Below are 13,985 nucleotides of genomic sequence, written 5' to 3'. Positions count from 1 at the left end.
GGAGCCGTTGCGTAAATGGGCGGTTTCTGCATCGTTACCGGGCGCCCGTCGCAAGGCGGTGACCACCGGAAACGCCGTCACGGTCAGAGGGCCGCGGGCGCGGGCCGGTTACCACGTATAGCCGACGGGACGAGGGAGCACTGTGGGCCGCAGCACAGGATGACGACGTACTCTTTGTGCTCACACACATGGCAACCCCGGCGTTCGACCTTAGGATTCGCACATGGCCGCAGAGTCGTCGTTCACCGGCCTCACCAGTGTCACCAGCGGGTCCACCGAGATCAGCCAGGAGAACCGCACCCTGCGTGACCTGGTGGAGATCTACCGCCAGTTGTCCGGCCTGGTTCTCCAGGACGCCGACATCGGCACGGTCGCCCACCTCGTCGCGCACCGGACCGACGTGACGGTGGCCATCATCAGCCAGAAGCTGGGCATCCTCGCCGCGGCCTCACCCGGCCAGAGCGACGACAGCGCCATCCAGTACGTCCACGACCACCTGATCCACCCCCGGCTGGCGCACATGCTCGCCAACGCCGGCAAGTCCCGCCACCCGCTCCGGCTGCCCGATCCGGCGCGCGGCCGAGCCCGCGTCGTGGCCCCGATCTTCGTCGGCGACACCGTGCCCGCCTATCTCGTCTCGCTCGTCGAGGCCGCCCCCGACCAGGGCGAGGACATCGACCTGCTGGTCGCCGAGCACGCCGCGACGATCTGCGGGGTCATCCTGGCCCGCGAGCGCGTCATCGTCTCGGCGGCCAGCCAGGTGCGTGACGACCTCGTCGAAGGGCTGCTGTCCGGGTCGGGCCGCGACAACGACGAGGTCGTGCGCTGGGCGCAGCACCTCGGCTACGACACCGAGCGTGACCACCGCGTCCTGTCGGTCATCCTCGAACCGCCCACGGGCGACCCCCAGCGCAGTGTCCTCATCGCCGACCGCGCCGCGGGTGCGACCGCCCGCCTGTTCGTCGCCCAGTCCCCGGGCGCGATCACCTCGGTACGCACGGACGAGGTGGTCGTGGTGCTGACCGAGAGCGCCACGCCGGGCTCGACCACCCGGGCGGAGCAACTCGGCACCCTGTGCGTGCAACGACTCGGAGCGCTGTTTCCCGACGTCGGCGTCTCCATCGGCGTCGGTGGAGCGTTCCGCGAACCGGCGCACATCGCCCGCTCGTACGAGGAGGCGCGGCGGACCAACGAGGTGATCCGGCGGCTCGGCCGACGCGGCGCCGTGGTCGCCTTCGACAAGCTCGGCATCAGCCGCCTGCTGCTCCAGGTGCCCGACATCGAGACGCTGCACGAGTTCGCCGCGGACATCCTCGGCGAGGTGCTGCGCCACGAGAAGAAGCACCACTCGGAGCTCATCTCCACGCTGACGTGCTACTTCCGGGAGAACAACAGCCCGCAACGCGCGTCGAAACTGCTGCACGTGCATCCCAACACGGTCACCTACCGGATCCACCGGATCGAGGAGATCACCGGCCTGGACCTGAACACCTATCGCGACCGCCTCGCCGCACAGGTGGCTCTGGAGATCATCGACGCCCTCGGCGGAGAGATCATGTGAGGTCCGTGCCGGGCCTCCGGGTCCTCGCTGGGGGGCATGTGAGGTCCGTGCCGGGCCTTCGGGCCCTCGGTGGGGAGGTCATGTGAGGTCCCCGCCGGACTCCCGGCGCCCGGCCTCCGGGGACGGATCGGCCGCCGTCACGGCGGCGGCGGCCGAATAGACGATGCCGGCGCCGGTCGACGAGTCGATGTAACGCGGGATCCAGCTCTCCTCGTCGTCGACCTGGGTCGCCCCCCACCCGTAACAGAGGTTGAAGCCGGTGGAGGTGCGCACGCGGAACAGGAACATGTTGTCCGACAGCCGGCGTCCGGGGCTGACGAAGGCGTCCATCTCGCTCCTGGCCAGGTCCCAGGCGATCTCCACCTCCTCCAGCGTGGTCGCCTCGATCATCAGGTGCTCCAGGCCGAGGGTCTCGCCCCCGTTGAGCAGGGCGATGCTGTGGTGGCGAGGATTGCACCGCAGGAACCACATCTCGCCGAGGTGCGCGCCGAGGTTGATCGCGTCGGACACCTTCATGCCCATCACGTCGGCGTAGAAGTCGAGCCCCCGCTGCAGGTCCGGCAACCGCAGCACGACGAAGCCCAGGCCGAGCGCTCCGGTGACCGTCCGTGACGTGGGCCGGTGCCCCCGGTAGGAGCCCGCCGTCCCCTCCTGGCCGACGAAGAACTCGTGCCGCAGGCCGAACGGGTCCTCGAAGGAGACGAGCCGCTCGACCGAGCGCGCCGCCGCCAGTTGTGCCGAGCCCGCCGTCACCTCGAACCCGGCGGCGGTCAGGTGTGCCGCGACGTCCTCCAACGACTCCTCGGCGCCGATCTCCCAGCCGAGGTAGAGCAGCCGGTCGGAGTCACCCGGGTGGATCGCGAGGCGGTGCGAGCGGTCGCACCAGCGCACCCGGACCGTGCCGTCGGGAAGCCGGTAGGTCTCGAAGCCGAAGACGCGCGGGCCGAAGTCCAGCCAGTCCGCCGCCGACGCGGACCGCACGCCGACGTACCCGATGCTTCGCATGCCGCATCTCCTCGCACTTCGTGGCGCACAGGGTGCGCCACGACAAGACTACGCGGCGGGGAGGACGCGGCACCGCCTCAGGTCAGGGCGGCACGCAGCACCGGTTCGATGTCCGCCGCCGCCTCCTCACCGTAGGCTTCGCGCAGGCGGGCCACGTCGGTGTCGGCGTCGATCGTCCACTCCTGGGCGCCGTTCGTCTCCAGTACCAGCGTGGCGACGAGCGCCCCGAGCTGAGCGGCCCGCTCCGGACCCAGCCCGCCGTTCCCACCGGCGAGGAAACCGGCACGGAACCCGTCGCCGACGCCGGTCGGGTCGGCGATCGTCCTGGCCGGCACCACCCCGACGTGCAGCGCGGTGCCGTCGCGCCCGGCGATCTCCACACCCCGGTCGGACAGGGTGGTCACCCGCAGGCCGACCCGGCCGGTGATCTCGTCGGCGTCCCAGCCGGTCTTGCGGATCAGCAGTTCCAGCTCGTACTCGTTGGTGAACAGGTAGCGGGCGCCGTCGACCAGGGCCCGGCACCGGTCACCGTCGAGGCGGGGAAGCTGCTGCGACGGGTCGGCGGCGAACGGCACGCCCAGCGCCCTCGCCTCCTCGGTCTGCGCGACCATCGCGTCCGGATCGCTCGCACCCACCAGCACCAGCCCGACGCCGTACCGTTCCACGATCGGGGCGAGTGAGATGTTCTTCGTCTCCGTCATCGCCCCCGGGTAGAACGACGCGAGCTGGCACTGGTCGTCGTCGGTCGTGCAGGTGAAGCGCGGAGTGTGGGCCGTCTCGACGGTGAGGACCCCGCCGCAGTCGACGCCGTGCCGTTCGAGGATCGCCCGGTAGTCGGCGAAGTCGGCGCCCACCGCTCCCACCAGCACCGGCCGTTGCCCCAGGACCCCCATCCCGAAGGCGATGTTCGCGCCGACCCCGCCACGGCGGACGACGAGATCGTCGACCAGGAAGCTCAGCGACACCCGGTCGAGCCGGTCGGCCACGAGATGGTCCGCGAAGCGGCCGGGAAAGTGCATCAGATGATCGGTGGCGATCGATCCGACCACGGCGGTCGTCCCTGGGGGCACGGTTACTCCTCGATGTGGATTCTGTTGCGGGCCGACGGGGTCAGAAGACGATCGTGGTGCGGCCGTTCACCAGGACACGGTCCTCGCAGTGCCAGGTCACGGCCCTGGCCAGCACGGTCCGCTCGATGTCGGCGCCGCGTCGCGTCAGCTCACGCGCGCTTTCGCGGTGCGAGACCCGGACGACGTCCTGCTCGATGATCGGCCCCTCGTCGAGCTCCTCGGTGGCGTAGTGCGCGGTCGCTCCGATGATCTTCACGCCGCGCTCCTTCGCCTGCTCGTACGGCCCGGCGCCGGCGAAGGCGGGCAGGAAGGAATGGTGGATGTTGATCACCGGTACGCCGATCCGGTCCAGGAAGTCACCCGAGAGGATCTGCATGTAGCGGGCGAGGACCACCAGATCGACATTGCCCTTCAGGAGGTCGAGTTGGCGCCGTTCGGCCTCCGGTTTGGTCGCCCTGGTCACCGGGATGTGCTCGAACGCCACCCCGAACGAGGACACCTCCTCGGCGAGGTCCGGGTGGTTGGAGACCACCTGGCACACCTCGATGGGCAACTCGCCCCGGCGGGCCCGCCACAGCAGGTCGAGCAGGCAGTGGTCGTAGCGCGAGACGAAGAGCGCCACCCGGGTCGGCACGGAGGCGGCGCGGAACCGGAAGTCCGCGTCGAGCCGCGCCGCGACCTCCTGCCGGAACTCGCGCTCCAGCCGGGGCAGTTCCTTGTCCAGTCCCGGCAGGTGGAACACGATGCGCAGGAAGAACCGGCCGCCCGCGGGCCCGGTGGAGTCCTGGTCGGACTGCACGATGTTGGCTCCGCGCCGGTACAGGAACGACGAGACGCAGGCGACGACGCCCGGCCGGTCGGTGCAGGACACGACGAGCCGGCCGACGTCGGGGTCCGTCCCGTTCACAGCGTCGCGGGGACGGCGTCGGCGGACAGCGCGGCGGCCCGGCGGAGCGCGTCGGCCCGATCGGTCCGCTCCCACGGCAGGTCGAGGTCCGTACGCCCGAAGTGTCCGTAGGCGGCGGTCTGGCGGTAGATGGGACTGTGCAGTCCGAGGTATTCACGGAAGGCGGCGGGCCGCAGGTCGAAGTGCTCGGCCACCAGCGTCCGGATCAGCGAACGGCTCACCCGCTCGGTGCCGAACGTCTCGATGAGCACCGACACCGGCCGGGCCACCCCGATGGCGTACGCCACCTGCACCTCCGCCCGGCGGGCGAGACCGGCGGCGACCACGTTCTTGGCGACGTGACGCGCCGCGTAGGCGGCGGACCGGTCCACCTTCGAGGGGTCCTTGCCGGAGAAGGCGCCGCCGCCGTGCCGGGCGAATCCCCCGTAGGTATCGACGATGATCTTGCGTCCGGTGAGTCCCGCGTCACCCACCGGGCCGCCGATCACGAACCTGCCGGTGGGGTTGACCAGCAGGCTCCGGTGGAGCGCGTCGGCGTCGTACAGCTCGGCCGGCAGCTCAGGGGTGACGACGTGCCGCCAGAGATCCTCGCGGATCCGCTCCAGGGAGACCTCCTCGGCATGCTGGGTCGAGATCAGCACCTGCTCCACGCCGACCGGGACGTCGCCCTGATAGCGCACAGACACCTGCGTCTTGCCGTCCGGGCGCAGGTAGCCGAGGGTCCCGTCCTTGCGGACCGCGGCGAGCCTGCGGGACAGCCGGTGCGCCAGCGCGATCGGCATCGGCATGAACTCGGAGGTCTCGTCGGTGGCGTAGCCGAACATCATTCCCTGGTCACCGGCACCGGCCCGGTCGAACTCGTCGCCGGAGCGGTCCCGGCGATGCTCGTGCGCCAGGTCGACGCCCTGCGCGATGTCGGGTGACTGCTTGTCCAGCGCCACGAGAACGGCGCACGAGTGGCCGTCGAAGCCGTAGGCCCCGTCGTCGTACCCGATCCCGTTCACGGTGTCCCGGACGATCTGCGTGTAGTCGAGCGACCGCGGGGCGGTGATCTCTCCCGCCAGGACGACCATGCCGGTGGTGATCAGGGTCTCGCAGGCGACCCGGGAGTAGGGGTCAAGGGTCAGTGCCGCGTCCAGCACGGCGTCCGACACCGCGTCGGCGATCTTGTCGGGGTGTCCCTCGGTCACCGACTCGGAGGTGAACACGTAGTCGTCGTCGATTCCCAATTGGGTCATTGCTCAGGCTCCTCGGGCGATGGTTCGAGCGGGTTCAGGTGGTGGGCGGCGCCGGTCGGTTCGGGCCGTGCTGTGGCGGCGCCGGTCAGTTCGGTCCGCACCATGGCGGCGCCGGCGACCATGGCCGCGAGCTTGGCCCTGGCGACGGGCGCGGAGACGTTCCGCAGCCCGCAGTCGGGGTTGACGACCAGCCGGTCGGCGGGAACGAGGTCGAGCGCGCTCCGGATCCTGGACGCGACCGCCTGCGGGGTCTCCACGTCGGAGGACTTGACGTCGATGACGCCCAGCCCGATGGTGCGGTCCCAGCCGAACTTGTCGATCACCGGCAGGTCCGCGTACCCCTTGCGCGCGAACTCCAGGACGAGCTGGTCCACGGCGGCGTCGAGCACGGCGGGGAACAGGAAGTCGTAGTGACCCTCCCACGAGGGGCGCGCGTAGCGGTTGCCGTAACAGACGTGCAGGGCCCAGGTGACGTCGACGCCCTCGGTGACGACGTTGACGGCCTTGATCGCCGTCTCCACCTCGCCGGGGTAGCCGGCCAGAAAGGGCTCGTCGATCTGCAGCAGCCGCGCGCCGCGCTCGGCCAGGGCACGCGCCTCGGCGTTGAGCACGCGCGCGATCGCCATCACGAGCTCGCCGGGATCGTCGTACGCCTCGTTCCGCACCCGCCGCGAGAGCGAGAACGGCCCGGTGAAGGAGAACTTGACCGGATCGGAGGTCTGCTCGGTGGTGAAGGAGAAGTCGTCGGCCAGCATCAGCGGTGCCGTGGCCGAGGGGGGCAGCCGCTCGACGACCCTGGCCTCGTAGTAGTCGAAGTAGAAGTCCTTCGACGTCCGCGGGATGTCGATGCCCGGCATCCTGGCGAGGAAGTAGTCGATGTCGTTGTCGCGGCGCAGCTCGCCGTCGGACACGATGTCGATGCCGGCGATCTCCTGGTCCCGGAGCGCCGCCTTGATCGCCATGTCGTGCAGGTCCTGGAGCTGCGCGTAACTCATCCGGCCGCGGTAGTAGTCGGTCTTCAACCGCTCCATCCACTCGGGAACCGGGTAGGAGCCCACGACGCTGGTGGGGAGCAGGGGCAGGCGGCCCATGAGGTCGGCCTGGTGGAGCGCGGACATCAGTCCCTCACCTGCGCCGTCATCGTGACGATGTTCCCGCCCGCCCGATGGGCGAAGGGCGCGTAGTGCACGTCGAAGCCGTTACGCCGGCCCACATGTGCCAGCAGCGGCCCGTTCACCCAGTTGACGACGGACCCCTCGTACTTCCCCGGGCCACGGAAGTTGGTCCGATAGGCGTGTACGTCGGTGACGAACAGGTCGTGGCAGACGAGCCTGCCGAACGGATGCAGGAGCCGCAGGCTGTCGGCGAAGCTCGCCACCGCCCCGTTGCTGACGTGCATGCGGATGTCGGCGCCGGATTCGAGCAGGGGCCGCAGCAGCTCCCCGCTCATGGACGGCGCGAGGGAGTAGAGGTCGAGGCCGGCCAGCGGGACGTACCGCTCCTCCAGCCTGACCGTGCCCCACACCGTCCGCCAGAAGGAGACGGCGGCGTCCACGTCGGCGAAGCGGGTGGGGTCGGTCTCGGCCAGCAGCCCCGGCCCCAGCCGCAGCAGCCTGTGCACCAGGGCCGGCAGTTCGCCCACCGAGGCCCCCACCGACTCGGCGAGCTCGGCCACGGTGGCGTCGTCGAGGTAGGCGCGGGTCTCCACCCGGTAGGTTCGGCCGCCCAGCTGGGCGACCTCGTCGGTCGGCAGGTTGTCGTAGACGTTGGAGATGTAAACGAGGAAGACCTTGTACTTCAGGAAACCGAGCGAGGTGCACGGCGTCGTCGCGTCGAGCACGAACGAGCTGATCCGCGCCCGATGCTCATCGACCGCCTCGCGGGCCAGATCGAGCACATGCTGGGAGTAGTCGCACATCATGTAGTGCAGGCGCCGGTAGTAGCCGCGCCCGTGCCCGGCGTCGAGGGCGCGAAACTCGTCCAGGAAGACCTTCGCCTGGCTGCCGTTGCCCACCCCGAGCTCGACGACGTACAGCTCCTCGGGCAGGGCGTCGCCGTCGGCCAGCGCATCCCAGACCTCGAAGAGGTCACCGATCACATCGCGCGCGGCGTCGCGGTTGTGCGCGTCACTCTCACCGCCCGGCAGCGCCTGCTCGTACCCCCGTCCGGTGGACTTCTCCCACAGGTCCAGGTCCTTCCAGTAGCGGGCGTTGAAGTCCCAGACGCAGCTGCGGCTGCCGGGACCCCAGTCCTCCAGCAGGACGCGGCCGTTCGCGCTCCCCCGCCGCAGCGCCGCGGTGACCTCCTCAAGGGAGATGACGGCACTGCGCCGTACGTCGACGGCGATCTCCACGGCGTCGTCCCTGGTGCCCAGGGGCACGATGGCGGGGCCGGGCCTCGCGCTCGGCTGCGGGCACTGCAGGATCGGCCGGACGTCGACCACCTCGCGGAAATTCGACTTGTACTGGACCCAGTCGCACACGAACCGGACCTTGTCGAGGTCCGTGGAGCCCTCCCGCAACGCCTCGACGACGGGCGCGAGCGAGGTCATCAGGTCCAGGGAACTCGTGCCGCTGAGTTTGGAGTGAGGCCGGAAGTCAACGAGCATGACCGATGCCCTCCATGGAGTGGTGGCGGTTGTGATCGGAAAGCGCGGTCGGCGGCCGGGGGACACCGGCCCGCCGCAGGATGTCGGGCACGCCGTGCTCGTAGCCGAGCGCCATGAGATGGACGCCCGCGACATCGGGGATCGTGGCGAGCCGCTGCACGGTCTCCACGCACATCTGGATCCCCTCCTCGGCGACCCGGTCGGCGGGTACCCCGCGCAGCCTCCGGTCGACCTGGTCGGGAACATGCACGCCGGGGACGGAGGTGCGCATGTACTCCAGGGCGCGCAGCGAGCGGATGGGGCCGACACCGGCGATGATCTTGCAGCGTTCGGTGACGCCGAGATCCCGCAGGTCGGCCATCCACCGCTCGAATATGTCGAAGTCGAACACGTACTGCGTCTGGACGAACTCCGCACCTGCGGCCACCTTCTTGGCCAGCCTGCGGGCCCGGAACCCCAGCGGAGGCGCGAACGGGTTCTCGACCGTGCCGATCAACCAGGCCGGACGGGGGGAGACGGCCCTGCCGGAGATGAGCACGCCGTCGTCCCGCAGGGTTCGCGCGGTCCAGACGAGTTGCACACCGTCGAGGTCGAAGACCGGCTTGGCCTCGGGATGGTCACCGAACCGGGGGTGGTCGCCGGTGAGCAGCAACACGTTCGGGATGCCGAGGGCACCGGCCGCGAGGAGGTCCGACTGCAGGGCGAGACGATTGCGGTCGCGGCAGGTCAGCTGCATCACCGGCTCGACCCCGGCGCGCTGGGCGAGCAGGCTGCCCGCCAGGCTCGACATCCGGGCGTTCGCCCCCTGGTTGTCGGTGACGTTCGCGGCGTCGACCCAGCCCCGCAGGAGCTCCGCCTTACGGGTGACCGCCTCCGCGTCGGCCCCTCTGGGCGGGCCGATCTCGGCGGTGACGGCGAACCTGCCGGCGGCGAACGCGGCGCGCAGCCCACCTCCCGCTGGCTCGGCGCTCATCGCGGACTCAACCCCAGCTCGCGCCGCAGCAGCGGGCGGGGGTCATCCGGGCCGGGCGCCACCCCCAGCCCGTCATCGCGGCCCTGCCAGTAGTTCACCCACGAGCTGCGGTCCCACGCGCGGTGATCGACCGGACGCTGCAGCAGGTCGAGGTCGGCGCCGTGCCCGCCGCCCTGCGCCCGCTCGATCGCGGTCACCCAGACGCAGACCAGATCGGGATGGACCTCACAGCGGCCGGAGGCGGACACCCCGCCACATGGGCCGTTGCGCAGTTGCTTCGGGCAGGTCATCGGGCAGGTGTAGCCGGTGTCGGGCAACGCGCACTGACCGCACATGCGGCATCCGTACAGCTGTTCCTTCGCCACCCGCTCCGCGCGGGTGAACCAGCGATAGGCCCGCTGCCTGCGTTCGAGCCAGGCGCCGACCCTCCGGTACACGGGATTCGCGGCGAGGAAAGGGTGGAGGGCGTAACTGAGCCGAGCCCCGATTCGGGGGATCACAGGGCGAGGCCATCCGCCGCCGGGTGCGTTCCGCTCGTCGAAGCCCACGATCTCCTCCTTCTGGATATGCAGCCGGAAATCACCGTTGACCTGGCCGGAAAAGACGCGGCCGGATCGTTCGGCGAATTTCGTTCAACCGCTGAGATCGAGGCTGCCAGAGCGTGCGACGGGTGTCTTAGGCCCGCACACCAACACTGGGAGGACGTTCGTTGTGATGGCCCACAACCCGCTCGGCGCCGTCACGACACCTTCCGCGGTGGGGCACGCTCCTTCTCGTCGGGCTCGTCGGGCTCGTCGGGCTCGTCGGGCTCGTCGGGCTCGTCGGGCTCGTCGGGGTCAGGGGCGACCGCCGGGTGTCGCGCGGACTCATCCGCCCCTACGGCGGGGTCGCGTCCACAGAGGTGGTGGACAGGTGCGCGACACCATGACCTCGATCGCGCAGAGGCCGACGATACGTATAGGGAAAGTCGGCTGATTGAGCGATTCGCGGTTTTTGTAGAGCTATGAGCGCATCACGATTTCAGCGCTTGTGGGTGAGCTTGTCGCTACATACTGCCTTTAGAGGGATTCGGCGTTATTATCTGCAAAGTCCTCCGCGATCAAGCGGACCCCGATCGAAGCGAAGGTGGCGAGGTGTCCGAACGCGGCGAAGACGGGAACGAGACGACGCTGAACAAGGGGCAGCTGCCTGCGGAGATCGACACGACGAAGCCCAGCATCGCGAGGGTCTACGACTGGTTCCTGGGCGGCAAGGACAACTTCGCCATCGACCGGCAGGTCGCCGAGGCGGCGATGAAGATCTCCCCGGGAGCCCAGCAGGCAGGGCAGGACAACCGGGCCTTCCTGCGGCGGGTCGTGCACCACATGGTGGCCGAGGGGGGGATCAGGCAGTTCATCGACATCGGCTCCGGCCTGCCCACCCAGGGCAACGTGCACCAGGTGGCGCAGGAGGTCGATCCGGCGGCCCGGGTGGTCTACGTGGACAACGACCCCATGGTGCTGGTCCACGGGCGAGCGCTGCTCGCCGCCGACGACAGCACGACGGTCATCCAGGCGGACGCCCGCGACCCACGGTCGATCCTGGAGAACGATCAGGTCAAGCAGTTCATCGACTTCAGCGAGCCGGTGGGGCTGTTGATGCTGAGCATCCTGCACCACCTGCACGACGACGACGATCCCGCGGGAGTGGCGGCCACGCTGCGCGCCCCGCTGGTGTCCGGCAGCTTCGTGGCGATCTCGCACTTCTGTAATCCCGGTGAGGCGCACCCGGCGGCGTCCCAGCAGGCCACGACGGTCGAGAAGCTCTTCAACGAGAACCTCGGCACCGGCCGCTGGCGCACCCCGGACGAGATCACGGAGTACTTCGGCGACTTCGAACTGGTCGAACCTGGCCTCGTCCCGCTCCCCGAGTGGCGTGCCGAGCCGAGCTTCTTCGTCAAGAACGCCCTGCTGTACCACACCTACTACGGCGGCCTGGCCCGCAAGGCCTAGATGTATTGACCCGCAGAAGTGTTGACGCGGGTAATCGGTGGCCGGCCTGCCGGTCGTACACGATCTGTTGCCATACACCTTCGACGTGCGGCCCGGCGAGGTGTGGGAGGTGGCGTTTCGCGCGGCCAATCCCGGCGTGTGGATGAGCCACTGCCACAACCTCGCGCACGCCGGCCAGAGGATGGCCCTGCATCTGCGGTACGAGGGCGTGACATCCCCCTTCCACGGCGGGCACGGCGGCCGGCACCGCGTGGAAGTTTCACGGCGGGGCGGAGCGTCCCGCCACCGGGCGGAAGTGGGTCTTCGCAGGAGACGAGCGGGGATGGGCCGGAACGGAAGGATCATGCCGTGGGCAACTGGTTGCCCGGATTTTGCGGCTATATAAGGATTCTCGCGTGACTGATCGCGCGCCCGCCGGACCGGTGGAGATCACGGAGCCGGAACCGGCCGATGCGGAACCCGGCGCGGGTCCCGGCGAGACGACCGCCGAGACTTCCAGCGAGACGACCGGCGAAACTTCTGGTGAGACGACCGCCGAGACGACCGGCGAGTCAACCGACGAGGTGGCCGGGCGGCGGTGGGTGCCCAGGTTCCTGACCGACCCCGGTGACCGACTGGCCCTGCTCCTCTGGGCGCTGTCGCACGTCGGTGTGCTGATCTACGCCTACCTGGCCGGCCCCGGCCGGACCACCGACCCCTTCCTCAACCGGTTCACCCGCTGGGACGCCGAGAACTTCATCGCCATCGCCCAGTTCGGCTACGACGGCCCTCCGGGCATGCAGGACGCCGAGAAGCTGCCGGCGTTCTTCCCCGGCATGGCGATACTGATCAGGATGATGCGGCCGGTCGTCGAGGACGGCCGGCTGGCCACGATGATCATCTCGCTGGTGGCCAGCGCGGTGCTCGCGGTGATGCTGTCGCGGCTCGCCGAGACGTACGCGGCAGGAAGCGGCCGGTACACGGTGGCGGCGCTGTTCCTCAGCCCGTTCGCCGTGTTCCTGTACTCCGGCTACTCGGAGGCGCTGTTCCTCGCCCTGGCCGTCTCGGCGTGGCTGTTCGCCAGGAACGGCCGCTGGGAGGACGCCGCGCTGTTGGCCACCGGAGCGGCCACGGTGCGCATCTCCGGCCTGTTCCTGGCCTTCGGGCTGCTCGTCATGTTCCTGGTGGCGGAGAACGGCCGCAAACGCCCGGGCGGGTGGCGCCTGCTGCCCTGGCTCGCGCTCCCCGGTGTGCCGCTCGCGCTGTACAGCTTTTACCAGTGGACCCGCACCGGCGACTGGCTGGCCTACAACTCGGTGCAGGACCGGTTCTGGGGCCGGCACGCCGTCTGGCCGTGGGAGGCGCTCGCCAACACCTGGAGCATGTCCGACGACGTCGCCTCGCTCACCACGTCCTACTACGAGGAGATCATCTCAGCCGCGGTGCTGCTGGTGCTGGCCATCTGCCTCGCGGTACGGCGCAGGTGGCCGGAGCTCGCGTACATCGCCCCCCAGGTGCTGTCCTTCCTCACCCTGTCGTCGTTCTACATGTCGATCGGCCGGGGCTCGCTGACCTGGTTTCCCCTGTGGATCGCCATCGGCGTCGCGGGGGTGCGAAGACCCTGGGTGTGGCTGGTGAGCATGGCCATCATGATCCCGGTCATGGCGATCAACACCGGGAACTTCACCACCGGCGCGTGGATCGGCTGACACCGCCCTCCGGGCCGGGGCTTTTTCAAGTGCCGGCCACCATCGGAGAGCTGATCCGCATCTTGCGGCGCGGGTAGTGAGAACGCATCCCCTCCGTCGGCGGCCTCATCCAAGAATTCGGCATCGCCCTCCAGCCCGCACAATGCGGGCCGCGTTTCCCCGGTCGCAGACGAGATGACGGTCGCTGGGCTTCATCGACCATTCGTTGAAATCTCAGACTGCGCTCATGCTCGTGGCTCGGCCTCGACGACGAGTGTGTAATCAACGCCTGTGTGGAAGTCGCCGGAGGATCCGCGAATGGTCAGTGTGTGACGGCCGGGCCGCAGCGGCTGGAGCCGCGCCCAGAGGCCGGAAGCGTAGGATCTGGTCCTTCCCTCCTCGCCCGTCAGAGGGTTGCCCGCCACACCGGTCACGACAACGTCGTCGTCTTCCATCCGTTCAAGCGTGACCGGCTCGCCGTCGAGGGTGGCTCTGCCTTCCGCGATGGCCAGGAACTCCTTGCATTCCGCCTCGGAGCAGAGCTGATTCACCAGTGGGAACACTATCGGTCGCCCCGCGGGCACCCTGCATGTCCGCTGCGAGGTACCGCCGAAGGTTCCGGCGAGGAACCATACGTCCTCTGGCTGGTTTCGGTCGCAGAATTCCCCGGTCGTATCCATCACGGGGTTCGTGCTCTCGCCTTCCGAGGCCGCCCAGGTCCACCAACGCCCCTGGATCGTTTCCGCCGACGAGGTCACCGGTTTCGGAGAGGCAATTCTGCCCGCGCTGTTCTCTTGAACCACCCCACAGCCGACGAGAAGACCAGCGGCCAGAAGAAACGGCAGGACGGCTCTAAAAGACACCCGGGAATCATAGCCCTGAAGCCTTCATGCGGATCAGGCGGGCAGGTGCTGCAGAGCCGTCCCAGGGTTCGTAGGAACCGATGGTGTTCGGGTAGGGCATAC

General features: G+C 69.3%; 13 protein-coding genes. 4 read left to right on the top strand and 9 right to left on the bottom strand.

Translation table 11 applies throughout. The annotated features are described in order from the left end of the window. The first annotated feature begins 223 nt into the window (after window positions 1–223). A complete protein-coding gene (locus ACFY3V_RS08000; RefSeq protein ID WP_350942242.1) occupies window positions 224–1,561 on the top strand; it encodes a helix-turn-helix domain-containing protein in 1,338 nt (445 codons plus the stop codon). A 78-nt stretch (window positions 1,562–1,639) separates the two neighbouring features. Here ACFY3V_RS08000 and ACFY3V_RS07995 read toward each other — a convergent pair whose 3' ends face one another. The 8 genes from ACFY3V_RS07995 to ACFY3V_RS07960 all read right to left on the bottom strand — a co-directional run bounded on the left by ACFY3V_RS07995 (window position 1,640) and on the right by ACFY3V_RS07960 (window position 9,799). Beyond that, entirely contained in the window at window positions 1,640–2,566 is a 927-nt protein-coding gene (locus ACFY3V_RS07995) for a VOC family protein (RefSeq protein WP_350942243.1), read from the bottom strand. Between the two features lie 77 nt (window positions 2,567–2,643). Then, a complete protein-coding gene (locus ACFY3V_RS07990; protein WP_389771116.1) occupies window positions 2,644–3,636 on the bottom strand; it encodes a carbohydrate kinase family protein in 993 nt (330 codons plus the stop codon). 40 nt (window positions 3,637–3,676) lie between these two features. Beyond that, window positions 3,677–4,543, bottom strand: a complete 867-nt coding sequence (gene purU, locus ACFY3V_RS07985; RefSeq protein ID WP_362903458.1) for a formyltetrahydrofolate deformylase — start codon at window positions 4,541–4,543, stop codon at window positions 3,677–3,679. Continuing rightward, window positions 4,540–5,781 (bottom strand): methionine adenosyltransferase, encoded by a 1,242-nt coding sequence (metK, locus tag ACFY3V_RS07980; RefSeq protein WP_362903460.1) that lies wholly within the window; start codon window positions 5,779–5,781, stop codon window positions 4,540–4,542. The genes purU and metK overlap by 4 nt, the downstream gene beginning before the upstream one ends. Continuing rightward, window positions 5,778–6,899 carry a hypothetical protein gene (locus ACFY3V_RS07975; RefSeq protein ID WP_389771112.1) on the bottom strand — a complete coding sequence of 374 codons (1,122 nt, stop codon included), beginning with the start codon at window positions 6,897–6,899 and terminating at the stop codon, window positions 5,778–5,780. Before ACFY3V_RS07975 ends, metK begins: the two co-directional genes overlap by 4 nt. Next, a complete protein-coding gene (locus ACFY3V_RS07970) occupies window positions 6,899–8,389 on the bottom strand; it encodes a hypothetical protein (RefSeq protein WP_362903464.1) in 1,491 nt (496 codons plus the stop codon). Before ACFY3V_RS07970 ends, ACFY3V_RS07975 begins: the two co-directional genes overlap by 1 nt. Then, window positions 8,379–9,362, bottom strand: a complete 984-nt coding sequence (locus ACFY3V_RS07965) for a methylenetetrahydrofolate reductase (RefSeq protein ID WP_362903467.1) — start codon at window positions 9,360–9,362, stop codon at window positions 8,379–8,381. The genes ACFY3V_RS07970 and ACFY3V_RS07965 overlap by 11 nt, the downstream gene beginning before the upstream one ends. Then, entirely contained in the window at window positions 9,359–9,799 is a 441-nt protein-coding gene (locus ACFY3V_RS07960) for a methylenetetrahydrofolate reductase C-terminal domain-containing protein (RefSeq protein WP_389771107.1), read from the bottom strand. The genes ACFY3V_RS07965 and ACFY3V_RS07960 overlap by 4 nt, the downstream gene beginning before the upstream one ends. Before the next feature lie 696 nt (window positions 9,800–10,495). On the opposite strand from ACFY3V_RS07960, the gene ACFY3V_RS07955 reads away from it, so the two are divergent. From ACFY3V_RS07955 to ACFY3V_RS07945, 3 genes are read left to right on the top strand one after another with little or no spacing between them, the layout of a single operon-like run. Further along, on the top strand, window positions 10,496–11,353 hold the full coding sequence (locus ACFY3V_RS07955) for an SAM-dependent methyltransferase (RefSeq protein ID WP_362903471.1): 858 nt from the start codon (window positions 10,496–10,498) through the stop codon (window positions 11,351–11,353). Between the two features lie 37 nt (window positions 11,354–11,390). Then, window positions 11,391–11,738, top strand: coding sequence for a multicopper oxidase domain-containing protein (locus ACFY3V_RS07950; protein ID WP_389771103.1), 348 nt, complete (start codon window positions 11,391–11,393; stop codon window positions 11,736–11,738). Between the two features lie 10 nt (window positions 11,739–11,748). Beyond that, the gene (locus ACFY3V_RS07945; protein WP_389771100.1) at window positions 11,749–13,041 is read left to right on the top strand and encodes a mannosyltransferase family protein; all 1,293 of its coding nucleotides are present in this window, start codon (window positions 11,749–11,751) and stop codon (window positions 13,039–13,041) included. A gap of 224 nt (window positions 13,042–13,265) precedes the next feature. Here the strand turns inward: ACFY3V_RS07945 and ACFY3V_RS07940 are convergent, their stop codons facing one another. After that, window positions 13,266–13,883, bottom strand: a complete 618-nt coding sequence (locus tag ACFY3V_RS07940) for a signal protein (protein ID WP_362903475.1) — start codon at window positions 13,881–13,883, stop codon at window positions 13,266–13,268. Window positions 13,884–13,985: the final 102 nt, after the last annotated feature.

The organism is Streptosporangium sp. NPDC000095, assembly GCF_042899335.1.
GTDB lineage: Bacteria > Actinomycetota > Actinomycetes > Streptosporangiales > Streptosporangiaceae > Streptosporangium.
Note: the sequence above shows the minus strand (reverse complement) of the source record. Positions and strands in the feature narration are given on the sequence as shown.

Coding starts and splice junctions, on each gene's coding strand:
- ACFY3V_RS07995 (WP_350942243.1), bottom strand. CDS start 2,566: ATGCGAAGCATCGGGTACGTCGGCGTGCGGTCCGCGTCGGCGGCGGAC.
- ACFY3V_RS07965 (WP_362903467.1), bottom strand. CDS start 9,362: ATGAGCGCCGAGCCAGCGGGAGGTGGGCTGCGCGCCGCGTTCGCCGCC.
- metK (WP_362903460.1), bottom strand. CDS start 5,781: ATGACCCAATTGGGAATCGACGACGACTACGTGTTCACCTCCGAGTCG.
- ACFY3V_RS07975 (WP_389771112.1), bottom strand. CDS start 6,899: ATGTCCGCGCTCCACCAGGCCGACCTCATGGGCCGCCTGCCCCTGCTC.
- ACFY3V_RS07970 (WP_362903464.1), bottom strand. CDS start 8,389: ATGCTCGTTGACTTCCGGCCTCACTCCAAACTCAGCGGCACGAGTTCC.
- ACFY3V_RS08000 (WP_350942242.1), top strand. CDS start 224: ATGGCCGCAGAGTCGTCGTTCACCGGCCTCACCAGTGTCACCAGCGGG.